This window comes from Haloferax sp. KTX1 (assembly GCF_902410085.1).
GTDB classification, from domain to species: Archaea; Halobacteriota; Halobacteria; order Halobacteriales; family Haloferacaceae; genus Haloferax; species Haloferax massiliensis.
The window spans coordinates 1-23,865 of sequence record NZ_CABPRH010000003.1 but is presented as its reverse complement, the minus strand read 5'-3'; the positions used below and the strand labels follow the sequence as shown (position 1 = coordinate 23,865).

At 68.3% G+C, this 23,865-nt stretch carries 22 protein-coding genes; 13 read left to right on the top strand and 9 right to left on the bottom strand.

Annotation, left to right across the window (positions count from 1 at the left end; all coding sequences use genetic code 11):
* Positions 1 to 65 precede the first annotated feature (65 nt).
* Together FY251_RS06425 and FY251_RS06420 are read right to left on the bottom strand one after the other, a co-directional pair.
* Positions 66 to 1,043: an LLM class flavin-dependent oxidoreductase gene (locus FY251_RS06425; RefSeq protein WP_148413970.1), complete on the bottom strand. Its 978-nt coding sequence runs from the start codon at positions 1,041 to 1,043 to the stop codon at positions 66 to 68.
* Complete coding sequence (locus FY251_RS06420; RefSeq protein WP_148413969.1) at positions 1,040 to 1,441, bottom strand: nuclear transport factor 2 family protein; 402 nt, start codon at positions 1,439 to 1,441, stop codon at positions 1,040 to 1,042. Before FY251_RS06420 ends, FY251_RS06425 begins: the two co-directional genes overlap by 4 nt.
* A 279-nt stretch (positions 1,442 to 1,720) precedes the next feature.
* On the opposite strand from FY251_RS06420, the gene FY251_RS06415 reads away from it, so the two are divergent.
* From FY251_RS06415 to FY251_RS06375, 9 genes are all read left to right on the top strand, one after another.
* The gene (locus tag FY251_RS06415; RefSeq protein WP_148413968.1) at positions 1,721 to 3,154 is read left to right on the top strand and encodes an FAD-dependent oxidoreductase; all 1,434 of its coding nucleotides are present in this window, start codon (positions 1,721 to 1,723) and stop codon (positions 3,152 to 3,154) included.
* A 182-nt stretch (positions 3,155 to 3,336) separates the two neighbouring features.
* Positions 3,337 to 4,662 carry an ABC transporter substrate-binding protein gene (locus FY251_RS06410; protein ID WP_148413967.1) on the top strand — a complete coding sequence of 442 codons (1,326 nt, stop codon included), beginning with the start codon at positions 3,337 to 3,339 and terminating at the stop codon, positions 4,660 to 4,662.
* 93 nt (positions 4,663 to 4,755) lie between these two features.
* Positions 4,756 to 5,721: a branched-chain amino acid ABC transporter permease gene (locus FY251_RS06405; RefSeq protein ID WP_148413966.1), complete on the top strand. Its 966-nt coding sequence runs from the start codon at positions 4,756 to 4,758 to the stop codon at positions 5,719 to 5,721.
* Positions 5,718 to 6,794: a branched-chain amino acid ABC transporter permease gene (locus FY251_RS06400; RefSeq protein ID WP_148413965.1), complete on the top strand. Its 1,077-nt coding sequence runs from the start codon at positions 5,718 to 5,720 to the stop codon at positions 6,792 to 6,794. Before FY251_RS06405 ends, FY251_RS06400 begins: the two co-directional genes overlap by 4 nt.
* Positions 6,794 to 7,585: an ABC transporter ATP-binding protein gene (locus FY251_RS06395; RefSeq protein WP_148413964.1), complete on the top strand. Its 792-nt coding sequence runs from the start codon at positions 6,794 to 6,796 to the stop codon at positions 7,583 to 7,585. Before FY251_RS06400 ends, FY251_RS06395 begins: the two co-directional genes overlap by 1 nt.
* On the top strand, positions 7,578 to 8,282 hold the full coding sequence (locus FY251_RS06390) for an ABC transporter ATP-binding protein (RefSeq protein WP_148413963.1): 705 nt from the start codon (positions 7,578 to 7,580) through the stop codon (positions 8,280 to 8,282). Before FY251_RS06395 ends, FY251_RS06390 begins: the two co-directional genes overlap by 8 nt.
* A 1-nt stretch (position 8,283) precedes the next feature.
* A complete protein-coding gene (locus FY251_RS06385; protein ID WP_148413962.1) occupies positions 8,284 to 9,612 on the top strand; it encodes an MmgE/PrpD family protein in 1,329 nt (442 codons plus the stop codon).
* A 25-nt stretch (positions 9,613 to 9,637) separates the two neighbouring features.
* On the top strand, positions 9,638 to 11,011 hold the full coding sequence (locus tag FY251_RS06380; RefSeq protein WP_148413961.1) for an MmgE/PrpD family protein: 1,374 nt from the start codon (positions 9,638 to 9,640) through the stop codon (positions 11,009 to 11,011).
* Between the two features lie 69 nt (positions 11,012 to 11,080).
* Positions 11,081 to 11,851: an IclR family transcriptional regulator gene (locus FY251_RS06375; RefSeq protein WP_148413960.1), complete on the top strand. Its 771-nt coding sequence runs from the start codon at positions 11,081 to 11,083 to the stop codon at positions 11,849 to 11,851.
* 760 nt (positions 11,852 to 12,611) lie between these two features.
* Here the strand turns inward: FY251_RS06375 and FY251_RS06370 are convergent.
* A complete protein-coding gene (locus FY251_RS06370) occupies positions 12,612 to 13,700 on the bottom strand; it encodes a guanosine monophosphate reductase (RefSeq protein WP_148413959.1) in 1,089 nt (362 codons plus the stop codon).
* Between the two features lie 418 nt (positions 13,701 to 14,118).
* On the opposite strand from FY251_RS06370, the gene glmU reads away from it, so the two are divergent.
* The 3 genes from glmU (at position 14,119) to FY251_RS06355 (ending at position 17,612) form a co-directional block, all read left to right on the top strand.
* Complete coding sequence (glmU, locus tag FY251_RS06365; RefSeq protein ID WP_148413958.1) at positions 14,119 to 15,393, top strand: bifunctional sugar-1-phosphate nucleotidylyltransferase/acetyltransferase; 1,275 nt, start codon at positions 14,119 to 14,121, stop codon at positions 15,391 to 15,393.
* Between the two features lie 94 nt (positions 15,394 to 15,487).
* Positions 15,488 to 16,870: a PAS domain S-box protein gene (locus FY251_RS06360; protein WP_148413957.1), complete on the top strand. Its 1,383-nt coding sequence runs from the start codon at positions 15,488 to 15,490 to the stop codon at positions 16,868 to 16,870.
* A 298-nt stretch (positions 16,871 to 17,168) separates the two neighbouring features.
* Entirely contained in the window at positions 17,169 to 17,612 is a 444-nt protein-coding gene (locus FY251_RS06355) for an Rrf2 family transcriptional regulator (RefSeq protein WP_089781255.1), read from the top strand.
* A gap of 21 nt (positions 17,613 to 17,633) precedes the next feature.
* Here FY251_RS06355 and FY251_RS06350 read toward each other — a convergent pair whose 3' ends face one another.
* From FY251_RS06350 to FY251_RS06340, 3 genes are all read right to left on the bottom strand, one after another.
* A complete protein-coding gene (locus FY251_RS06350; RefSeq protein WP_148413956.1) occupies positions 17,634 to 18,011 on the bottom strand; it encodes a helix-turn-helix domain-containing protein in 378 nt (125 codons plus the stop codon).
* A 126-nt stretch (positions 18,012 to 18,137) separates the two neighbouring features.
* Positions 18,138 to 18,494 carry a hypothetical protein gene (locus tag FY251_RS06345; protein WP_148413955.1) on the bottom strand — a complete coding sequence of 119 codons (357 nt, stop codon included), beginning with the start codon at positions 18,492 to 18,494 and terminating at the stop codon, positions 18,138 to 18,140.
* A gap of 90 nt (positions 18,495 to 18,584) precedes the next feature.
* Positions 18,585 to 19,364: a DICT sensory domain-containing protein gene (locus FY251_RS06340; protein WP_148413954.1), complete on the bottom strand. Its 780-nt coding sequence runs from the start codon at positions 19,362 to 19,364 to the stop codon at positions 18,585 to 18,587.
* Positions 19,365 to 19,527: 163 nt separating this feature from the next.
* On the opposite strand from FY251_RS06340, the gene FY251_RS06335 reads away from it, so the two are divergent.
* Complete coding sequence (locus FY251_RS06335) at positions 19,528 to 19,761, top strand: harpin-binding protein (protein ID WP_148413953.1); 234 nt, start codon at positions 19,528 to 19,530, stop codon at positions 19,759 to 19,761.
* Between the two features lie 45 nt (positions 19,762 to 19,806).
* Here the strand turns inward: FY251_RS06335 and FY251_RS06330 are convergent, their stop codons facing one another.
* The 3 genes from FY251_RS06330 to FY251_RS06320 all read right to left on the bottom strand — a co-directional run bounded on the left by FY251_RS06330 (position 19,807) and on the right by FY251_RS06320 (position 23,539).
* Positions 19,807 to 20,364 (bottom strand): helix-turn-helix domain-containing protein, encoded by a 558-nt coding sequence (locus FY251_RS06330; RefSeq protein ID WP_148413952.1) that lies wholly within the window; start codon positions 20,362 to 20,364, stop codon positions 19,807 to 19,809.
* A gap of 188 nt (positions 20,365 to 20,552) precedes the next feature.
* Positions 20,553 to 22,370 carry a glutamine--fructose-6-phosphate transaminase (isomerizing) gene (gene glmS, locus FY251_RS06325; protein WP_148413951.1) on the bottom strand — a complete coding sequence of 606 codons (1,818 nt, stop codon included), beginning with the start codon at positions 22,368 to 22,370 and terminating at the stop codon, positions 20,553 to 20,555.
* Positions 22,370 to 23,539: a sugar phosphate nucleotidyltransferase gene (locus FY251_RS06320; RefSeq protein ID WP_148413950.1), complete on the bottom strand. Its 1,170-nt coding sequence runs from the start codon at positions 23,537 to 23,539 to the stop codon at positions 22,370 to 22,372. The genes glmS and FY251_RS06320 overlap by 1 nt, the downstream gene beginning before the upstream one ends.
* Positions 23,540 to 23,865 lie beyond the last annotated feature (326 nt).

Sequence of the window (23,865 nt, the reverse complement as noted above, 5' to 3'; positions counted from 1 at the left end):
ACTCGCTTCGATTGAGATGCGGTGGCATCCAGCATAAAAGTACGGCACCGTCCGCCGGGGTCATGTTACGGGGCGAACACCTCCAGCGTTCGGGCCACCCACTCGCGGTCGACGCCGGCGGGCGCGCGGACGACCGGGAGGTCGACGCCCATCCCGCGGAGTTCGCCGAGTCGCCCCCGCACGTCGTCGGGCGCGCCGACCAGCGCCACGAGGTCGAGGAAGTCGGCCGAGAGTTCGCGCGCTCCGGCCTCGGTCGTCGGCGCGGCGCGGACCGCCGCCACCTCGTCGGCGAAGCCGGCCTGCTCGGCCGCGCGGTCGTAGTACCCCGGCACGTCCCGCAGGTAGTAGGCGACGTGTTCGGCGGCCGCCCGCCGCGCCTCGTCGGGGTCGTCGTGGACGGAAGTGAGGACGTACATCGCCACGTCCACGTCGCTCCGGTCGCGCCCGGCGCGGGACGCCCCCGTATCGAGCCACTCCAGCGCCTCCTCGAACTGCGGGCGGGGATAGAGGTTCGGGAGCCAGCCGTCGGCGACCTGCCCGGTGAGTCGGACGTTCGCCGGCCCGAGCGCGCCGTTGTAGATGGGTATCTCTTCGCGGACGGGGTCGAAGGCGTCCCAGAAACTCGTGCGCTCGGGCGAGAAGAACTCCCCGTCGAAGGAGTCGGCCTCGCCGCGGAGGTAGCGCCGGACGAGGTCGACGTACTCGTGGAGCCGCGACAGCGGGCGGTCGAAGTCGACGCCGTGGAACGCCTCGACGACGCCGGGGTGGGCCACGCCGAGGCCGAGAATCGCGCGCCCGTCGGAGTGGTCGTCGAGGGTCGCCGCGGCCGCCGCGAGCGCCGCGGGCGTCCGCGAAAAGACGTTGACGATACCGGTCGCGAGCCCGATTTCGTCGGTGTGGACGGCCCAGCGTTCGAGCTTTCCGAATGCGGTCTTTCCCTGTCCCTCGGCGGCCCACGCCGACTCGTAGCCGAGTTCCTCGGCGCGGGCGACGAGCGAGGGGTCGTCGCGGAGCGCGAAGAGGACGGCGGTTCGGTCGCTCATTCCTCCGCCGGGGTCGCGGGCGCGTCCTCGACCGGAACGACGCCGTCGACCGCGAGGTCGTTCCAGATGTCGAGGCGCTTGATGAGTCCCCGGCGGACGACGTAGATATCGACGTAGCGAACGTCGGAGAAGTCCGCGCCGTCGTTGTCGACGCCGCGGAGCGACCCGGTGCTCACGACGGTGTCGCCCGTCTCTATCCAGCGGTCGAACTCCTTTGTCGCCCACTCATATCGCGGTTCGAGATGGGCGAGGAAGTCGTAGGCGGCGGTCGGTCCCTCGAAGGTCGCCCCCGGCAGGGAGATGACGGCGTCCTCGGCGAACAGGTCGCCGACGGTCTTCCTGCGGTCGTCTTCCATGCGGTCGAAGAACTCCTCGACGATATCTCGTGGCGAGTCCATGCGGTATGGGTGTTCTCGACACACATAGTCTTTCACTCCGAGTTTCACGACTGTTCGGCGTTCCTGAACGTTCGAATCGAAGACCGGACGCGTTCGAGTCGGCGCGACCGCGGATGCGGTCGCGGGAAGTCGAAAGATGAGCGACTGGAGATTGTTTTCACGCGTGCGACCCGAAACCGACCCGAAACCGGCGGACGCGAAGGAGACGCGAGGGGGCGGAAGCGACGCCACCGCCGCTGGAGGCGGTAGTTTTACGATAGAGTCTACCTAGCAGAGTGCATGGACGAACTAGCCCGGCGGACGCCGAGCGACGGCGTCGCCGAAGTCGTCTCGGTCGACGACATCGAGTGGGACATCGACACGGACGTGCTCGTCGCGGGCGGCGGCGGCACCGGCCTCGTCGCCGCGCTCGCGGCCAGCGAGAACCCCGACGTTCGCGTGACGGTGCTGGAGAAAGCGCCCGAGTGCGGCGGCAACACCTCGCTTTCGACCGGGATGATTCCCGCGGCGGGGACGCGCCTCCAGCGCGAGGCCGGCATCGAGGAGACGCCCGCGGACATGGCTCGCGACATCTTGGAGAAGAACGACTACGAGGCCGACGAGGAGCGCGTGCGGTACCTCTGCGAGGAGAGCGCGAACCTCATCCACTGGCTCGTCGACGACTGGGACGTCACGCTCCACATCGTGGACGACTTCAAGTACCCCAAACACTCCGAGTACCGGATGCACGCGCCGGAGGGGCGAAACGGCGAGAACCTCGTCGCCGAACTGGTCGAGCGCGTCGAATCGACGCCGAACATCGAACTCCTGACGAACGCGCCCGTGAAGAACCTCGTCGCCGGCGACGGCGCGGTTCGGGGCGTCGTCGCCGGCCTCGGCCACGACGAGGCCATCGAGGCCGAGAAGGTCATCCTCGCCACCGACGGCTTCGCCGGCAACCGCGAGATGGTCACCGACTACTGCGAGGAAGACGTCGAGCGAGCGCTGTACTTCGGCGCGGACGGCAACACCGGTGACGGCGTCCGCTTCGGCGCGGAGCTCGGCGGCGAACTCGCCTGCATGGACGCCTATCAGGGCCACGCGACGGTGGCGAGCCAGACGGGGATGCTCTCGACCTACGCGGTCACGATGAACGGGGGCATCCTCGTGAACCGGGATGGAGAGCGCTTCGGCGACGAGTCCGCGGGCTACAGCGAGTTCGCCATCTCGGTGCTGAAACAGCCCGGCGAACAGGCGGTTCAGCTGTTCGACGAGCGCATCTTCGAGAAGCTCCGCGGCCAGTTCGAGGATTTCGACGAGGCCATCGCGCAGGGGACCTACCACACCGCCGACTCGGTCGCGGCCCTCGCGGAGCGACTCGGTGCAGACGGCGAGGCCGCCGCGGAGACGGTCGCCGACTACAACGAGGCCGCCGCGGCGGGCGAACCCGACGAGGTGGGCCGCGTCGACGGCGCGAATCCGCTGGAGGCGCCCTTCTACGGGGCCAAGGTCACCGGCGCGCTCTTCCACACGCAGGGCGGCCTCGTCGTCGACGAACACGGGCGCGTCCTCCGGACCGACGGGAGTGCGGTCGAGAACCTCTACGCCGGCGGCGGCACCGCCTGCGGTATCAGCGGTCACGGCGCGGGCGGCTACCTCTCCGGCAACGGGCTGACGACCGCGCTCGGCTACGGCCGCCTCGCCGGCATCCACGCCCGAGAGTCGCTCGACTGACGCGGCTACGGCTGGCGTGACTGAGGCCTCAGAGAGACCGAACGAAGCGCGCGGTCGAAACTACTCGTTTCCGACTCAATTTCCCGACCCGTACTCGATTCGTTGCGGGAATGTTCACAGAACGTGACAACACGAGTACGATAGCATTATTACAGTAGGCACCAACCTCGATACCGATTGCCATGGGTAAGACTCTCAAGTCTTCGACGAGCAACAGGCGGCGCTTCCTCAAAGCAACGGGCGCGAGCGTCGCGGCACTGACACTGGCCGGCTGTGCGAGCGACGACGCCGGAAGCGGTGGCGACTCGGGTGGGTCGGGCGACTCCGGCGGTGACTCCGGCGGGTCCGGCGGCGAGACGGGCACCACGACGGGGACGCCCGAGCAGTCCGTCGACGAGGTCATCATCGGTTCGAACCACCCGCTTTCGGGCAGTCTCGCCGCGACGGGCGTCGGGATGAGCAACGCCATCAAACTCGCCGCGATGCGGAAAAACGAGGAGGGCGGCATCGAGTCGCTCGGCGGCGCTGAGGTGACCGTCATCGAGGGCGACAACCAGGGCGCACAGGAGCTCGGCGGACAGGTCAGCGAGGAGCTGCTCAGCGAGGGCGCGCACGTCCTCACCGGCTGTTACTCCTCGCCGGTGACGACGGCGGCGACGCAGGTCGCGGAGCGACAGGGCGTCCCCTTCGTCATCTCCATCGCGGCGGCGGACAACATCCTGCAGGGCCGCGACTTCAACTACGTCTACCGGCCCCAGCCCCCGGCGCGCCGGCTGGCGAGCGACTACGCGGACCTCGTGCCATCGGTCATCCGCGACGGCGGCGGCACCATCGACACGGCGGGACTGTTCTACATCAACAACAGCTACGGGCAGGCGATTCGCGACAGCCTCCGCGAGTTCCTCCCGGGGCAGAACGTCGAAATCGTCGAGGAGACGGCCATCGAGTTCGGCGCGTCGAACGCCAACACGCAGGTGTCGCGGCTCCGGAGCGCCGACCCCGACACCATCATCGCCACGACGTACGTCGCCGGCGGCGTCCTGCTCGCACAGGCGTTGCAGGACCAGGACTACCGGCCGCCGTACCTGACCGCGTCCGCGTCCGCGACGTTCACCGACGACGACGCGGTCGGCGACATCGGCGAGTTCGCAAACGGCGTGCTGGACAACAACTACGCGCTGAACCCGACGGTCGACAAGACCGCCGAGGTGCGCTCGCAGTTCCTCGACAACTACGACCAGGAGTTCTCCGCGTCGGTCGGGATGTCCTACACCGCGGCGGAGGTCATCATCCAGGCGGTCGAGGAGGCCGGCAGCGTCGACCCCGACGACATCAACGAGGCGCTCAAGGGCCTCAGCTACGAGGACCACATCTCGGCGATGGGCGCTATCGAGTTCGACGACCAGGGCGAGAACGTCAACGCGCTCGGCCCGGTGAACCAGGTTCAGGACCTCTCGGTCAAAGTCGTCTACCCCGAGGAGTACGCGGAGGCCGAACCGCAGGTCTAACCGCTACCCCCGCGCGCCGTCACGTCAACGAACCGTCCCGAACGATAGCACCTTTTATGGGGGATGCCAACAATTCCCGAGCGTAGAAACCGCATGGGACACCTAGTCACATCGGTCGCGCCGCTGCCGCTGCAGGGCGGGGGCCTCGGCCGATTCATCGACCCGTTCGCACAGTTCCTGACAGACATCACCACTCTGGAGCCCGTCCTTCTGCAGCTGCTCGCGTTCGGCCTCCTGCTCGGGGGCGTCTACGCGCTGACGGCGCTCGGGCTGACGATGATATTCGGCGTGATGGACGTCATCAACTTCGCCCACGGCGTCTTCCTCGTCGTCGGGATGTACTCGGTGTGGTTAGTCTCCGAGACGGCGGGTATCAGCCCGTTCATCGGGATTCCCATCGCCGCCGCCGTGCTGTTCGTCCTCGGGGTGGTGGTCCATATTCTCACGGTCGAACCCATCATCGAGGCCCCCCAGCAGAACCAGCTCATCGCCACGCTGGGCGTCCTCTTTATCGTCCAGTCGGCCATCGAAATCGTGTTCACGCCCGACCCCCAGCAGGTCGAACTCTCGCTCGGGTCGGTGCAGTTCGGCGGCGTCTTCATCCCGCTCGGGCAGTTCTACGCGCTCCTCATCGCGCTCGGGACGATGCTCGCCGTGCGGGCGTTCCTGAACCGGACCGACCTCGGCCGGAAGATTCGCGGCACGGCCGACAACCGCGACGGCGCGCGCTACGTCGGCATCAACGTCCGCCGCATCAACTACCTCACCTTCGGCATCGGCGCGGCGCTGGCCGGCGTGGCCGGCGGCTCCATCGCGCTGTTCCAGCGGTTCGACCCCTTCACCGGCGAGACGTACCTCATCAACGCCTTCGTCATCGTCATCCTCGGCGGTCTCGGCTCGTTCCCCGGCGCGTTCGTCGGCGGCCTCATCGTCGGGCTGATTCAGGTGTTCGGCGGCTACTACCTCCCCGGGACCACCGCGCAGGTGCTCATCTTCCTGCTTTTCATCGGGACGCTCCTCGTCAAGCCCGAGGGCCTGTTCGGAGGTGCTGAGGCGTGAGCGCAATCGAGACGGTCCGCGACCGCTACCGGACGTTCGACGACGGGCGGTACGCGCCGCTCGTCAAGGGCGTCGCGCTGTTCGGCCTGCTCGCGGCGCTCCCGACGCTCATCGAAATCGACGTCGCCGGGATGGAACTCGCGGCGACGCTGAGCCTCCGAATGCTCATCCTCACGGTCATCTACGCCTACACGGCGCAGGCGTGGAACATCATGTCCGGCTACACCGGGCAGTTCTCGTTCGGGCACGCGGCGTTCTTCGGCGTCGGCGCGTACGCCACGCAGGCGCTCGTCGTCGACTTCGCGGTGAACCCGTGGGTCGGGATGCTCGTCGGCGGCGTGCTCGCCGCGGGGTACGGCCTCGTCATCGGCGCGCTGTCGTTCCGCTTCAACCTGCAGGGCCACTACTTCGCGCTGGCGACGCTCGCGTTCGCGGAACTGCTCCGCTTCGTCGTCACCAACATGTCCGAACTCCACGGGGCCAACGGCTACTTCAAGCCGTTCCCGCGCGACTACGGCGCTGAGTACGGCCTCGCGGCCTTCCAGTTCCAGAGCGACCTGCCGTACTACTACCTCATCGTCGGCTTCCTGCTGGTCGTGACGCTCGTCTCGTGGCTCATCAAGAACTCGTGGGTCGGGCTGTACTTCTTCGCCATCCGCGAGGACGAGCGGGCCGCGGCGAGCGTCGGCGTGCCGAGCTTCCGGTACAAGCTCATCGGCGTCGCCGTCAGCGCCTTCTTCACCGCCCTCGGCGGTGCCTACTGGTCGATGTACTTCAACACCATCCGCCCCGACACCGTGTTCGCGCTGTTCAAGAACGTCGAACTGCTCCTGCCCGCGGTCGTCGGCGGCCCGGGAACGCTTCTGGGCCCCATCGTCGGCTCGTTCATCGTCACGCCGGTCAGCGAGGTGGCGCGGACGACGTTCTCCGACATCAACGGCCTCGACCGCATCATCTACGGCGCGTTCCTCGTGGCCATCGTCATCTACTCGCCGCGCGGCGTCGTGAGCTGGCCGAGTCAGGCGCGCGCCCTTTGGAACCGCGTCCGCGGTGACGAGGAGGTGAGCGAGTGATGTCGGCGGACGAGACGACCGCGCAGAGCGTCGACGACCCGGATGCAGACATCGAGCGCGAGGGCGAGCGGATTCTGTCGGTCGAGGGCGTCGGCAAGCGCTTCTCGGGCCTGCAGGCGCTCGACGACGTGGACATGACCGTCAACCGCGGCGAGATTATCGGCCTCATCGGGCCGAACGGCGCGGGCAAGACCACGCTGTTCAACTGCATCAGCGGGGCGTTCCCGCCGACGAGCGGGACCGTCAGACTCGACGGCGAGGTCATCTCCGGCCTCCCGGCGCACAAAGTCGCGCGGGCGGGGCTGGCGCGGACGTTCCAGATCACGCGCCCGCTGGAGGAGCTGACCGTCGTCGAGAACGCGATGGTCGGCGCGCACATCCACACGCGCCGGCGGCGCGAGGCGCGCGAAATCGCCATGGAGACCCTCGAATTCGTCGGGCTCGCGGACAAGGCCGACGAGGAGGCGGGCGAACTCACCGTGGGCGCACAGAAGCGACTCGAACTCGCCCGCGCCGTCTCGACGCGCCCGGAGATTCTGCTCCTCGACGAGATTATGGCGGGGCTCACCCCGTCGGAGTCGAAGCAGATGCTCGACCTGTTCCGCCAACTCCGCGAGCGCGGGACGAGCCTGCTCATCATCGAACACGACATGAAAGCCATCATGAACATCTCGGACTACGTGAAAGTGCTGGACCAGGGGAAGGGCATCGCCTTCGGCGCGCCGGAGACGGTGGTCGAAGACGACCGCGTCATCGAGGCCTACATCGGGGGGTTCGACGTCGATGCTTGAACTGCGCGGCGTCCGCGCCGGCTACGACGACATCGAGGTGCTCCACGGCGTCGACATGCGCGTCGACGAGGGCGAAATCGTCGCGCTCATCGGCTCGAACGGCGCGGGCAAGACCACGACGATGCGCACCATCTGCGGCATCCTCTCGCCGAGCCGCGGCGAGATAACCTACCGCGACGAGGCGATTCACTCGAAGGCGTCCCACGAAATCGTCGAGCGCGGCATCGTGCAGGTCCCGGAGAACCGCGACCTGTTCACCAACATGACCGTCATCGACAACCTGCTTCTCGGCGCGCAGACCGAGGAGGCGAAGGCGGACCGCGAGGAGAACCTCGACGAGATGCTGGAGCTGTTCCCCCGGCTCGCGGAGCGCAAGAACCAGCGCGCCGGCACGATGTCCGGCGGGGAACAGCAGATGCTGACCCTCGCCCGCGCGCTCATGGGTGAACCGGACCTGCTCATCCTCGACGAGCCCTCCATCGGCCTCGCGCCGCACCTCGTCCAAGAGGTGTTCGACGTCATCGAGGACATCCACGCGCAGGGCATGACGGTCCTCATGGTCGAACAGAACGTCCAGCAGACGCTCAAACTGGCCGACCGGGGCTACGTCATGGAGAACGGCCGCATCAGCATGACCGCCGACGGCGACGAACTCCTCGAAGACGAGGGCGTCGTCGAGGCGTACCTCGGGGTGTGAGATGACCGACGAATCGCTCGCGTCGTTCGTCGCCAACCTCGACCGGGCCGACCTCCCAGCGTCGGTCGTCGCCCGCGCGTCCCTCGTCGTCGCCGACACAATCGGCGCGGTGCTGGGCGGCGCGTCGGACCCCGCGGTCGCCGCGCTGGCGCGCCGGTGGGCCGACGAGAACGGCGGCGAATCGACCATCATGGGGACCGCGGGCGAGCGGACCTCGGCGTACCGCGCCGCGTTCGTCAACGCGGCCGCCGGGAGCGTCCTCGAACTCGACGAGGGCCACCGATTCGCGGCCGGTCACCCCGCGATTCACGTCCTGCCCGCGCTCCTCGCGGACGGCGAATCGGCCTACCGCAGCGGCGACGAGTTCCTGACCGCGTTCGTCGCCGGCTACGAGGCGGCGGTCCGCGCCGCCGAGACGGTGGTCCCGCTCGCCGGCGGCCTCCACCCCCACGGCGTCTGGGGCGGCGTCGGCACCGCCGCGGCCGTCTCCCGACTCCGCGGCCTCGACGCCGAGACGACGCTCGACGCGATGCGAATCGCGGCGAACTACGCCCAGCACACCCGGTTCGAGGCGGCGACCGAGGGCGCGACCGTCAGGAACGGCTACGTCGGGATGAGCAACCTCTCGGGGCTGCTCGCGGTCGACCAAGCCGAATCCGGATTCACCGGTCTCGACGATGGCGTGGTCCGTCACCTCGAACCCGTCGCCGCGGACGGTCCCGACCGGCGCGCTCTCGCCGACGGCCTCGGCGAGCGCTGGGAAATCGAGCGCGGCTACTTCAAGGTCCACGCGGCCTGCCGCTACACCCACGCCGCCCTCGACGCCGTGGCGCTCCTCGTCGACGAGACGGGCGTCGTCGCGGCCGACGTCGAGTCGGTCACCGTCGAGACGTACCCCGCCGCGGCCGCGCTGTCGGAGCCCGCGCCCGAAAACGCCCTGCAGGCGAAGTTCTCGGTTCCCTTCGCCGTCGCCTCGGCGCTGACGACCGGCGAAACCGGCAAGGAGGCGTTCACCGACGAGGCGCTGACGAAGGCCGCCCTCGGGTTCGCCCGCCGCGTCGACGTGGTGGCGGCCGAGGAGTTCGCGGCCCGCGCCCCCGACGAGCGCGGCGCGCGCGTCACCGTCGAAACGGGCGACGGCGAGCGGTACGCCCGCGAGGTGCGCGCGGCCCGCGGCGGCGAACGCGACCCGTTCACCGAATCGGAGCTCCGAGCGAAGTTCGACCGACTCGTCGCGCCCGTCATCGGCGACGGCGGCGTCGACGGCCTCTGGACCGCGGCGACCGAGCCCGCCGCCCCCCGCGTGCTCTGTGCCCTCACTCGGGCCTGAGCCCCTTCGACCACGCATTCAGACCATGATTTCACAGGAACCAGTCCGCGACTGGGAACGACAGGTGTACGGCTTTCTGACCGACGAGATTCCCGACGACGTGCGCGCCGACGGCGAGCGAATCGTCGCGGACGTGCTCGCGGCGACCGTCGCGGGGGCCGCCGCGCCACAGCACGCGGACGTCTTCCGCGACGCGGCGCTGGCCGACGGCCCGGCGTCCGTCCTCGGGACAAACCGCCGCGTCGACCCGGCGCAGGCGGCGCTGTTGAACGCGACGGCCGCGATAACACAGGAGATAGAGGAGGGTCACAACCGCGGCGGCCACGTGGGCGCGAGCATCGTCGCGGGCGCGGTCGGCGTCGCCGAGGCCCACGACGTCGACGGCGAGGCGTTCGTGGAGGCCTGCATCCGCTCCTACGAGCTGTGCGCGCGCTTCGAGTACGCCATCTTCGCGATGAAGGCCCGGATGAACGAGGCGATTCCGTGGCTCGTCCGCGACCCGCACTCGACGTGGACGACGCTCGGACCGGCCCTGACCGCCGCCGTCTGCGCGGGACAGTCGCCCGACGGGGTGCGCGAGACGGTCCGCACCGCGCTGAACCTCGCGGTCGTCTCCATGCACGACCCCTTCGCGGAGGGCGCGCCGTCGCGGAACGTCACCGCCGGGTTCTCCGCGCAGGCCGGCGTGAGCGCCGCGACGCTGACCGCCGCCGGCCTCCGCGGGTCGCCCGCGGCGATGGAGACCGTCTACGACCCGTTCGCAACGCTCCTCGGCGACGGCGAGTTCACCGCGCTGTTCGACTCGCTCGGCGACGACTGGTGGATTTCCGAGGCCTACCAGAAGCCGTACCCGTCGTGTCGCTACACCCACGCCCCGCTCGACGCGCTTCGGGACGCCGGCGCGGCCGACCTCGCGCCCGGCGACGTGGACCGAATCGACGTGTACACCTACCGCAACGGCGTCGATATGAGTCACGCGCGGCCCGAGACGCTCACCGCGGCGAAGTTCTCGACGCCGTACGTCCTCGCCCGCTGGGTCGCCGACGGGAGCGTCGAACTCGACGACTTCCTCGACGATGCGCTCGGCGACGAGGACGTGCAGGCGCTCACGGAGCGCGTCCACCTCCACGCGGACGAGGCGTTCGAGCGGGCCTTCCCCGACGACTGGGGGGCGCGCGTCGAGGTGACCGCCCGCGACGGGAGCCGCTACGTCGGCGAGCGCGAGTACCCCCGCGGCGACTACCGCGACCCGCTCTCGGCGACTGACCTCGATGCGCGCAACCGCGAGTTGCTCGCGTTCGGTCTCGGCGACGCCGCCGCGGACGCGGCGCTCGACGCGCTCTCGACGGTCGGTTCGAGACCAGTCCGCGAGACCGTCGCCGCGCTGACGCGGGACTGACGCGAACGCTCGTTCGCCCCGTCCGAACGAGACGACAACAATTATTACCTCACTCTCTCAGTGATAACTATGAACACGGACGGGAACGAGACGGCCGGGACAATCGGCGCTACGAAAACCTCGTTCGGCATCGTCGAACACATCAGAGACCACGACGCGAGCGGGGTGTCGGAGATAGCGAACGACCTCGGTATCTCGAAGAGCACGGCCCACAACCACCTCAAGACGCTCGCGGGACTCGGCTACGTCGTCAGGCAGGGCGACGAGTACGCGCTGGGCCTGAAGTTCCTCGACCTCGGCGACCACGCCCGGACGCGACACGCGCTGTATCACGCCTCCATCGGCGAGATGGACGACCTCGTCGAGGCCGTCGGCGAGCGCGGACAGGTGATGGTCGAGGAGAACGGCCGGGGCGTCTACATCTATCAGGTGAAGTCCGAGCAGGGCCTCCAGACCGACTCGCACATCGGCACGACCGTGGACCTCCACACCACGTCGGTCGGCAAGTCGTACCTCGCCTTCTGCGACGAAAAGCGCCGAAAGGAGATTCTCGACGGCGAACTGACGCGGCTGACGACGAAAACGATAGACGACCGCGACGCCCTCGAAGCCGAGTTGGCGACGATCCGCGAGCGCGGCTACGCCTTCAACGACGAAGAGCGCATCACCGGTATGCGGGCGGTCGGCGCGCCGATTCTCTCCGACGACGAGACCATCCTCGGCGCGATCAGCGTCTCCGGGCCGACGACCCGGATGAAAGGCGAGTGGTACCACACGGAAGTCCCCGAGATGGTGACGCAGGCCGCCCGCGTCATCGGCATCCGCGCGACCTACTCGTAGGGTCCAGTGATACGGAACGAACGTTCGTCACAGGTGCATCTCGGGCGATAATTGTCGGCCCGCGGTCCGTCCCCGAAGCCGTTCGAATCCGAACCGAAAAACGCCGCACTAGAATTACAAAATTACGATTGTAACGATGAGGCGGACCGAACCATGCGACCCGCGACGCCGGGGCGGTCGTCCCCGCGAGACTGTCGGCTCCGGAGGAGAATTGTCGGCGAACATATCACAAATTCATATGCACCAAGTATTCTGATAGGTATGCGCAACCTAAAACGCGAGCGGCAGTGCGAGTCGCGTTCGGAGGGTGGATATCGACGGGTCGGGACTCGCGTCGACCGGTGTCGATTCGACATTTTGGACGAAGTTTTCGCGCTATTCACGCGGTGATTCGGACGAAATGCAGACGCCTGCTGCGGCGTGAGTGACCGATGATTCCGCGTGGGACGAGTCTAACCGCGGAGTTGTTCGCTTCAGTTCGGAGCAGTACGTAGACTTCGCATAACTACCAGAAGAAAAAATTGTCGGGGAAATAGTTTCGAATTTGAAATAGTTAGGACGCGACATCGCCGCCCGCGGCAGGGCCGGCGACGCCGCTAGGCGACAGCGCGGTCACGCCGGATCGAACGCGTCGCTGCGGGCCGCGTTATGTCGCGTCGTGATTCACCGCATCTCGCGGCGCACCGAATCGAGGCGCACTGAGGCGCACCGAGGCGCATCGAAGCGTACCGCGGCGCGGGTCGGTTCCCGACGCCCAGCGTCAGTCGGCCATCGGGGCCTGTAACTCGCGTTCGGCCTCCTCGTCGACCTCGACGGGTCCCTCGGCGAAGACGACGCCGTGTGCGCCCTCGCGCTCCTTCGCGCTCGCCGCGACGCGGACGAACGAGGCCTTCTCGCGGGCGTCCGCGAGCGTGTGGCCGCCGCAGTAGCTCACGCCGGAGCGAATCCCGCCGAGGAACTCCTCGACGAGCGGTTCGACCGGGCCCTTGTAGGGCGTGAGCGCCTCGACGCCCTCGCCGGCGTCCACGTCGCTCTGTTTGTCCTCGCGGTCGTCTGCGGCCTCCGTGGAGGCCATGCCGCGGGAGCGCTTGTACGTCTCGCCGTCGACCTCGACGACGCGGCCCGGTGCCTCGTCGGTCCCGGCGAAGAAACTGCCCATCATGACGGTGTCAGCGCCGGCCATGAGCGCCTTCGCGGCGTCGCCGGAGGTCCGAATCCCCCCGTCGGCCATGACGTGGATACCGAGGTCGTGCGCCCGCTCGGCGCACTCCGAGACGGCCGTGAGCTGCGGGTAGCCCGCGCCCGCGACCTCGCGGGTCGTACAGTGTGATCCCGGCCCGACGCCGACTTTCACGCAGTCCGCGCCGACCTCCCAGAGGTCTTCGACGGCCGCCGGCGTGACGACGTTGCCCGCGACGATTTCGGGGTCGAACTCGTCGCGAATCCGCTCGACGGCGTCGAGACACCGCTCCATGTGGCCGTGGGCGATGTCCATCACAATCGCGTCCGCGCCGGCGTCGAGGAGCGCCTCGGTCCGGTCGAGGTAGTCCTCGTTGATGCCGACCGCGCCCGAGACGGTCCCGCCGGCCTCGGCGACGCGGCGGACCTGTTCGGCCTGCTCGTCCACGTCGAGGAAGCGGTGGACGACGCCGAGGCCGCCGAGGCCCGAGAGCGTCGCCGCGAGTTCGGCTTCGGTGACGGTGTCCATGGCCGCGCTGACGAGCGGCGTGTCGAGACGCAAACCCGGCGTCACGTTGGTCGAGAGGTCCACGTCGCTCCGGCTGTCGACCGGCGAGCGCCGTGGAACCAGCAATACGTCTCCGTACGAGAGTCCTGTGCGAATCTCCATCGTAACCCTCCACAGCCGAAGGGTGCGAGGGTCATAACGTCCACGAACGCGGTTCGCCTCGCCGCGGAACGAAACTATTACCCGCCGGCGTTCGTCCGTTCACTAACACACGGCGCCGCGTCTCGTGCGAATCTCCAACCCATCGTAACCCCAACGTATTCGCCGTTCGCGGGCCGTGTGGTTCGAACCGTCCCGGAGCGACCGCGCCGCGCGACGGCGGAGTTTCGGACCCGAATCCGAAACCGAGTTCGTAAACGTTTTCGAATATTAAGATTGACAGGCAGTTGCCGTACCGACCGAACCACCTCGGGTCGGCGACGGTAGGTGGATCAGAGGCAACCCATATCGCCGCGATTGGCCCCCGCCTCTACATCGTCCGGACCGAAGGAATTTCTTCCGCGCAGCCCCTTAGGGAGGTATGCAGACTGTCATTCTCGCCGCCGGCCGCGGCACCCGGATGCGTCCGCTCACGGACCGCCGACCGAAGCCCATGCTCCCCGTGGCCGACCGGCCGCTCGTCGCGCACACCGCCGACGCGGCCGTCGAGGCCGGCGCGACGGACATCACCCTCGTCGTCGGCTACGAGGCCGCTGACGTGCGCGACTACTTCGGCGACGAGCGCGGCGGCGTCCCCGTCGAGTTCGCCGTCCAGTCGGAACAGCGCGGGACGGCCGACGCCGTCCGCGCCGCGGCCCCCCACCTCGACCCCGACGAGCCGTTCGTCGTCTGCAACGGCGACGCGCTGTACGACGTGCCGTCGCTGTCGACGCTGTACGAGGGCACGCCCGCGGTCGGGTCGTTCCGCGTCGCCGACCCGAGTTCCTACGGCGTCCTCGACACCGACGACGAGGGATTCGTCACCGGCGTCGTCGAGAAGCCCGCGGACCCGCCGTCGGACCTCGTCAACGCCGGCGCGTACGTCTTCCCGGCCGAGGCCCACGGCTGGCTCGACGTGGACGAGAGCGACCGCGGCGAACTCGAACTGACCGACGTGCTCACGGCGACCTGCGAGGCCTACGACGTGCGCGGCGTCGCCTTCGACCGCTGGCTCGACGTGGGGCGACCGTGGGAACTCCTCGAAGCCAACGAGTGGAAACTCGGCGAACTCGAACCGCGAATCGACGGCGACGTGTCCGAGCGGGCCGAACTCGACGGACCGGTCGTCGTCGAGTCGGGCGCGACAGTCCGCTCCGGCGTGGTCATCGAGGGGCCGGTGCTCGTCCGCAGCGGGGCCACCGTCGGGCCGAACGCCTACGTCCGGGGGCGCACGCTCGTCGGCGAGAACGCCAAGGTCGGCCACGCCGTCGAGGTGAAAAACAGCGTCCTGATGGCGGGCGCGACGGTCGGCCACCTCTCGTACGTCGGCGACAGCATCCTCGGCCGCGACGTGAACTTCGGCGCGGGGACCAAAGTGGCGAACCTCCGCCACGACGGCGAACCCGTCCGGCAGATGCTCAAGGGCGAACTCGTCTCCTCGGGCCGCCGGAAGTACGGCGTCGTCCTCGGCGACGGGGTGAAAACCGGCATCAACGCCTCGCTGAACGCGGGCGTCAGAATCCCGACCGGCGGGACGGTCAAACCCGGCGAGTCCGTCCTCTACGACCGCGTGGACGACGACGCAGACGACGAGACGGACGGTGAGACGGCCGAGCATGCGGCGACCGGCGACGAGGCGACTCCCGGCGAGGACTGACGCGAATCCGCCTCGAATCAGACAGCGATCACGATGTTAGTAGGTGAGTCGCCAAACAGTTATCAGACACAACGGCGAATCGGCACGACAGGACATGGACGTGACCGAGGGGGGATCGGCGACGAGGCGCGTGCTCTACGTCGACGACGACGAGGGGCTGTTGGCGCTGACGAAGCGGTTTCTCGAATCGTCTGGCGACGGAATCGAGGTCGTGACGACCGGCTCGCCGCGGCGGGCGCTGGCACTGCTCGCGTCGGAGTCGTTCGACGCGGTCGTCTCCGACTACCAGATGCCCGAGATGTCCGGGCTGGAACTGCTGTCGGTGCTCCGAGAGGAGCGCGGCTCCGACGTGCCCTTCGTCATCTTCACCGGGCGGAGCCGCGAGGAAGTCGCCATCGAGGCGCTGAACCTCGGCGCGGACAGCTACCTCCAGAAGGGCGGCGACCCGACGGCGCAGTACGGCGTCCTCCGGCAGACGCTCGTCCGCATCACGGACCACCGGCGCGCGGAACAGCGACTCCGAGAGCGCGAGGCGTACCTCCGCGTCACCCTCGACTCCATCGCCGAGGGCGTCGTCGCCACCGACGCCGACGGGACGGTCGTCCAACTGAACCGGACCGCCGAGGAGATAACCGGCTACGACGCCGACGACGCCGTCGGCGAACCGCTGTCGGACGTGCTCTCGCTCGCCGACGGCGAGACCGGCGAGCCCGTCGACCCGATGCGGCGCGTCGCCGAGGCGGGGGAGGCGGTCGAAGTCGCCGCGGGAACGAAGCTCGCGACGAGCGACGGCGACGAGCGCTACATCGAAGACAGCATGTCGCCCATCAGGACCGACGACGGGGAAGTCGAGGGCGTCGTCGCCGTCTTCCGCGACGTGACCGAAGCCTACCGCGAGCGGGAGCGACGCGAGCGCCAACAGCGGGCGCTCGTCGACCTCGCGACCGACGAGGCGGTCATCGGGGGCTCGTTCGAGGAGGCGCTGCCGCGAATCACCGAGACGATGGCGACGGTGCTGAACGTCGAGCGGGCGAGCGTCTGGCTGTTCGACGACGCCGAGACGCTCCGCTGTGTCGACCAGTACGACCGGTCGTCGGACCAGCACAACGCCGAGACGACGCTGACCGCGTCGAACTACCCGTCGTACTTCGAGGCGCTGGCGGCGAATCGGTCGCTCGGCGTCGACGACGTTCAGACCGACCCCGCGACCGCGGAGCTTCGGGACGGCTACCTCGAACAGAAGGGCATCGCGTCGATGCTCGACGCGACGGTCAGGTCGGGCGGCGAGGTCGTCGGCGTCGTCTGTCACGAACACGTCGGCGAGCCGCGACAGTGGCGGACCGACGAACGCAGGTTCGCCGCGGAGGTCGCCGACAACGTGGTCATCGCGCTCATGCGGGCGACCGACGTCGAGGCGCTCCCGGCGAGCGCCGGCGGGAGCGAGCCGACCGAGACCGAAGCGGGCGAGACGGGGTGAGGCGAACGCGGAGCCGAGACGCGAGCGGGCGAGGAAAAACGGGGAGGCTGCGCGAAGCCGCGGGCGGCGCGAAACGAGGAGTGAGTCGGCCGTCGCGTGGACAACTCGTCCGGACCGTTCGCTCGTGGGTCTACTTTTCGACCGTTCGGAGCCGCATCCGGTCGATTCTTGCCGACTGATTCGAACATCGAACCCCCGTTCCGGACTGGGGGTTAAAAAACGTCAGTTCCGCGGCGAATCCGGCGAAATCAGCGCAGCACCGTGAAATCTAAAATGCCCGTAGCACCAAAGAACGTATATGTCGAACAGCAGCCGATTCGTCGTCGCGACGCACGTGCTGACTAACTTGGCGGTGCGGAGCGACGAGCGGCTGTCTTCCGACCGTCTCGCGTGGAGCGTCAACACGAACCCGGTGGTCATCCGTCAGCTCCTGTGTTCGCTCCGCGAGGCGGACCTCGTCGATTCCAAGCGCGGCCCGACCGGCGGCTTCACGCTGGCGCGCGAGCCGGACGCCATCACGCTTCGCGACATCTACGAGGCGGTGGAAGACGCCGAGCCGTTCTGTTTCCACACGAACGAACCGAACGACGAGTGCACTATCGGCGAACACATCCAGCCGGTGCTCGGCGAACTGCTCGAACCGGCGATTCAGGCGATGCTCGACGAACTCGACGCGGTCACCGTCGCGGACGTCCACGCGGAAATCGTCGCGACGGCGGGCGGCGACCCGCTCGAAGCGTAGCGCGGAGCGTCGTCGCGCCGTTCAGACCGTCGACTGAACCGTCTCGGCCTCGGCCGACCCCTCCTCGCCCTCGCGTTCGGCGTCGAGCCACTCGGTGGCCCACTCCTGTATCTCGTCGAACACCGGACACAGCGAGACGCCCTTGTCGGTCAGCGAGTAGTACGTCGCGACCGGCGCGTCCTCCTCCATCCGGCGGTCGACGAAGCCGTGTTCCTGCAGGTCGTCGAGGACGCGAGAGAGCGTCCGCGAACTCGCGCCGGTCGAGCGCTTCAGCTCGTTGAACCGCTTTTCACCGTCTTGGAGGTCGTGGAGGACGATGAGACGCCACTGCGACCCGATCTGCTTCAGCGAGTCGATGATGGGACAGGGGGCGTCGTCGAGGTTCATATCCGTGGCCATATCCCCACGTCGGGTCCGACCCTCTTTAGCGGTTCGGTTAGTACACCTGCTTTCGAAACGTTACCTGATTCGGCTTCGGACCGACAGACTGACCGGCTGACCGGTTCGACCGGAGCGCCGGTCGGCTCAGGCGAGCAGACGCGAGAGGAGGAGGAACACGCGCTTGAGGTTCTTCGAGAGACTCGTCTGGTTCTCCGAGAAGAGCGTCACGCCGTCGTCCGGCCCGTGAATCTGTAGACAGCGGCCCCGGTCCGAGAGGTCCTTCAGTTCGATGCCCCGGACCGAGTCGAGGGGGACGACGAGATAGCGGTACTCCTCGTCTTGGATGTCGGCGTTACAGTGGTCGCCGTAGACGTGGATACTCCGTTCCGTGACCGCGAGTTCGTAGCCGATGTAGCTCATCCCGGCGATTTCGGCCCCGGCGCGACCGCCCTTGACCTTGCCTTTCAGGTGCGAGGCGTCGAGGAGGATTCCGTCAACCATACCGCCCGGTTCCGGGCGGGCGGTCCTAAGTATTCGCGCCCAGTTCTCCGAATTGATTCTGCGAACGGGGCTCGCACCGGAGCGGTCGGGTCAGCGCCGGGGCTTCGGTCGGGCGGTCATCTGCCGACGGTCGTCAGCGCCGTCGCCCGAGCCGTCGGATTCGATAATCGAGTACGACGAGACGAGGTGATTGACGATGTAGTCGACCGTCGAGGGGTCGTACGTCCAGAAGCCGGTGAAGCCGAACCCCGGTTCGGTCTCCTCGGCGACGAGCGCGCACTTGTAGTCGCCGACGCCGTTGCCGTCGTAGGCGACGAACCAGGAGTTCCGAATCTCGTCGGTGCGCGCGAGGTGGAGTTGGAACCGGTCCGCCTGCGGGACCTCGCCGTTCGGGTAGATGTACGCGTGGACCGAGAGGTCGTCGCGGCCGCCGAGACGGCGGTAGGTGTCGAGTTGCGGGCGGAGGTTGCCGCCCGACTGGAAGCCCGAGTGAAGTTCGCCCGCGCCGACGCGCCACGCGCGGTCCTCGATTTCGCGGGTGGCGCTGAGCATCTGCTGGCGGTCGTACGAGGTAAACAGCGTCTCGTCGAGATGGTCGAGAATCGGCGCGTACGAGTCGCGTTCGAAGCCCGGTTCGACGTTCTCGGGGGGTCTGAGGAGGTCGTCGACCGAGACGGCCGTGTGGAATTTGTCGCCGGTCCCCAGCACGGCGTAGTTCGAGGGGCCCTCGTCGGAACTCGCGGACTCCACCGAGACGTTTCGGTCCGAAAAATGCTCGGCGAGTCGCTCGGCGACGCCGGGGGCCGGATTGAACACCGTCAGAGTTCGCTCCGCGGCGGCGACGCCGGAGATGAGTTCGCTGAGAGACATACCGGTCCAAGGAACGCTACAACAGGTTATGATTCTTTGCAATAATGTGGCATGAGAGACTCAATGAGAGAGTACGCGAAACCGAGTGACTCCCGGCGGGTTACGAGGCCATTACCGGGGCGCACAGATTCCTAACTATCCCCCGCGAGCGTGTACATTCAGTATGATTTCCGACGCGCCCCGCTCTCGGTCGTCCGCGGAAGTCGGCGACGGACCCGGCACGGACGTCGACTCGTGGTTCACGACCGAGGTGCCCAACATCGTCGACGGACTCGCGTCCTCGCAGTCCATCGGCCCGCTCACCGCCGCGGCCGCCCGCGAACTCATCGCGGTCGGCCGAGCGAAGGACGCGCTCGCGCTCGTCCTCGGCGAAGTCGACGGGTCGTGGCGGCGGTGAGACGGTGCGGCGAACGGACCTGAACTCGAATCGGCGGTCGGCGGACTACTTCTCGCGCGAACTCGTGTCTCTGACGTACAGTTCCACGAGCGAGTCGAGCAGGTGCGGGGCCAGTCGGAACCGAACGTCCACGCTGTTTTGCTCGCGGTCGTACGCGAGCTGTTGGACGTCGATGGCGGTCAGAAGCGTGCGCATCGCGTCGACGACGTAGTTGCTCGGTCCCGCCTCGACGCGGAGGCTGTCGCCGAGGTGAATCGAGAGGCCGTCGACGACCGTCTCGTAGCACGTCTTGCTCGGCGCGTCGACTCGCTGGGTCCGTTCGACCAGCCCGAGGCCCGAAAGCGTTTCGAGCCGACGGTAGATGGTCGATTCGGAGACCTCGCAGCTCTCGGCGAGTTCCTCCGCGGTCATCGGCGCGCGGTTGCACGCCAACAGCACGCCCCGGGAGACGTCGTCTCCGAGCGCGTCGAGGAGGTCGTCGTCGGACGACTCCGGGGGGATGTCGGTCTCGTCCGTCGCGGCGGCGGCGCTCTCGTCAGTCAGCGGTCCGGGGGGCTCGTCCGAGGCCGAAAGAACGTCGTCCACGAGGTCGCGTCTGGTCATCGCGTGTTACCTGACGCGGGCGGGTAATATGTAATCGGTGCCTACAGTCGAGGTAATCTCCGCTTATCTCCGGACGGTCTCGAATAGCTGAAAATAGCTGAGGGGCCGCCGAAATCGAACGTCGGCGGCGGATTAATGGGAGTGAAACGCGGGCGCGCGTCGGCACCCGCCGCACCGCCCGCCGACGCTCACTCGACGGTGACGCACTTGGCGAGGTTGCGCGGCTTGTCGATGGGTCGTTCGAGCAGGTCCGCCGCGTGGTACGCGACGAGCTGGAGCTGGACGTTGGCGAGGACGCCGGCGATGTCGGGATGCGTGTCCGGGATGTGGAGCACGTGGTCTGCGAACTCGGTCACCTCGCCCGAGCGGTCGCTCGTGATGGCGATGACCGGCGCGCCGCGGGCCTGCACCTCTTTGACGTTGCTCAGCGTCGCCTCGTCTTCGTGGCCGGTGAAGATGGCGAACACCGGCGACAGCGGCGTGACGAGCGCCAGCGGGCCGTGTTTGAGCTCCGAGGCGGCGAAGCCCTCGGCGTGCTCGTAGGATATCTCCTTGAACTTCAGCGCGCCTTCGAGGGCGACGGGGTGGGCGACCCCGCGGCCGATGAAGAAGTACGCGTCGCTGCCCTCGTACTCGATGGCTATCTCGCGGGCCATCGAGGTGTCGAGCACCTCCTGTACGTCGCCCGGGAGCCGCGACAGCGCCTCCATCAGGTTACGCGCTTCGGGCGACTTCGCGCCGGTCACGTCCTCGACGATGCGCTCGGTGAGGAGCGTCAGCGCCGTCACCTGCGACGAGAACGTCTTGGTGGCCGCGACGCCGATCTCCGGGCCGGCGCGGATGAGCAGTTCGTCGTCGCACTCGCGGGTTATCGACGAGCCGACGACGTTCGTGACCGCGAGGGTCCGCGCGCCGGCGGCGCGAGCGCGGCGCACGGCGTCGAGGGTGTCGGCTGTCTCCCCCGACTGGCTGACCGCGACGACGAGCGTGTCGGACGTCACCGGCGGCTTGATGACCGAGTACTCGCCGGCCATGAACGCGTAGGCGGGGATGCCGCGGGAGTTGAGCAGCGAGGCCGCGTACATCCCGGCGTGGTGCGAGGTGCCCATCGCGAGGAGGTGGACCTGCGACACGTCGGCGAACGACTCCGGCGGGAACTCCTCTAGTTCGACGCCGCCGGCGTGGGTGTTCAGCCGGCTCTGGGTGGTCCGCCGGAGCGCGCCGGGCTGTTCGTGAATCTCCTTGTACATGTAGTGCTCGTAGCCGCCCTTCGTCGCCGTCTCGGGGTCCCACTCGACGTGTTCGACGGGGCGGTCGACGGCGCGGCCGGCCGAGTCGGTGATGTCGTAGCCGTCCGAGCGAGTGACGACGAAGTCGCCGTCGTGGAGGTAGACGACGCGCGCCGTGTGCTGGATGAACGCGGGCACGTCGCTGGCGAGGTAGTACTCGCCGTCGCCGACGCCGAGGACCAACGGGGAGCCGGAGCGAGTCGCGAAGATTGCTTCCTCGTCGCCGATAATGGCCGCGATGGCGTAACTCCCCGAGAGGCTGCCGACCGCGGCGCGGAACGCCTCCTCGGGGGTCGCGCCGTCGCGGAGGTTCTCCTCGATGAGGTGCGGGACGACCTCGGTGTCGGTCTCGCTGCTGAAGACGTGGCCGCGGGCTTCGAGGTCGCTCCGGAGCGACTGGAAGTTCGAGATGATGCCGTTGTGGACGACGGCGATGCGGCCCGACTCGTCGGTGTGCGGGTGGGCGTTGCCGTCGGTGACGCCGCCGTGGGTCGCCCAGCGGGTGTGGCCGATGCCGTAGTCGCCGGCGATGGGGTTCCGCTCGACGGCCGCGACGAGTTCGGAGACCTCGCCGACGCGCTTCGTCAGCGAGATGCCCGAGCCGTTTTTCACGGCGATACCGGCCGAGTCGTAGCCGCGGTACTCCAGCCGCTGGAGCCCGTCGACGAGCGAGTCCACGGAGTTGTCCGCACCGATGCAGGCGGTGATTCCGCACATCAGTGAGTCACCTCCACGCGCTCGCGGACGTCGCCGTGTAAGACCGTGCCGGCCCCGACGACGGCCTCCGCGCCGACGCGACTGCCCGCCGTGAGCGTCACGTTCGCGCCCACCTCGGCGCGGTCGCCGATGATGCTCCCGAGGCGGCGGTCGGTGTAGAGCCGGCCTTCGAGGATGACGTCGGCGCGGCCGCCGGGCGAGACGACGCCGTCGCCGACGGTCGCGCCGGGGCCGACGACGGAGTCGCGGAGGACGACCCCCGCGCCGACCCGCGCGTCGGTCGAGAGGATGGAGCGCTCGATGACGCTGTTCGCGCCGACCGAGACGTTGTTCTGGAGGCACGACCCGGCGCTGATGACCGCGCCCGGACCCACGTCGCAGTCGTCGCCGACGACCACGTGGTCGCCGACGAGCGCGCGCTCGTGGACCCGCGCCGACTCGGCGACCGCGGAGTCGTGTCTGCGCGCGAGGAGCGTCTCCGTCACGGAGAGGAGTCCCCACGGGTGCGAGGGGTCGAGCCAGCCGCCGTTGACGAGGACGGACGTGACGTTCCCGTCGAGGTAGTGAATCACGTCGGGGAGCCGCGTCTCGCCGTCGTGCGGCGGGATGCGCCGGAGCGCCTCGAAGACGGCGTCGTCGAAGACGTAGACGCCCGCGTTGACGAGGTAGCCCTCGCTGTCGACGGCGTGTTCGTCGATGTCGGCGATGCGGCCGTTGTCCTCGACGACGACGCCGTACTCCTCGGGCGTGTCCGACTCGGCGACCGCGACTGTCGCCACCGAGTCCGTCGTCGAGAAGCGTTCGAGCACCTTCGAGATGATGTCGGCGTCGACGACGTTGTCGCCGTTGCAGACGACGAAGGGGCCGGAGACGTGCTCCTCGGCGAGGAGGAGCGCGTGCCCGCTTCCGAGCCGGGTGTCCTGGTGGACGAACTCGATGTTCGCGTCGGGGTACGTCGCAGAGAGGTGCGACTGGATGCGGTCGGCGCGGTGGCCGACGACGACGACGACGCGCTCGACGCCCGACTCGAACAGCGCGTCGAGGACGTACTCGACGACCGGCCGGTTGGCGACCGGGAGCATCGGCTTCGGCTGGAAGGTGGTGAGCGGGCGGAGCCGTCGCCCCTCGCCGGCCGCGAGGACGACCGCCTCGGTGAGACGGTCGTTCATGCGCGCCCTCCCGCGAGCGGCAGGCGTTCGGAACGTGACCGTGACGGTGGGTGAGTCATGAAGGAAACAGGGAGAGCGACGGGGATTGTTATACAGCGCGTTCCCCGAACCGCTCGCGCGTTAGGGTCGCGTGTGAGACAGTTGCATGCGAGGAACGCCGTCCGAAATCGGCGGGAAAGACGGTTCGGACGCGCCTAATCGAGGGTCGGTCTCACCGGATGTCCCGCGGGCCGCGAAGCCGCCGCGTCGGTCGCACTGACTGCGAGCCGGACCCGCGAGTTGGGAACTGACAGGAGAGGAGAGGGGGATGGGATTAGTGGGGGAGC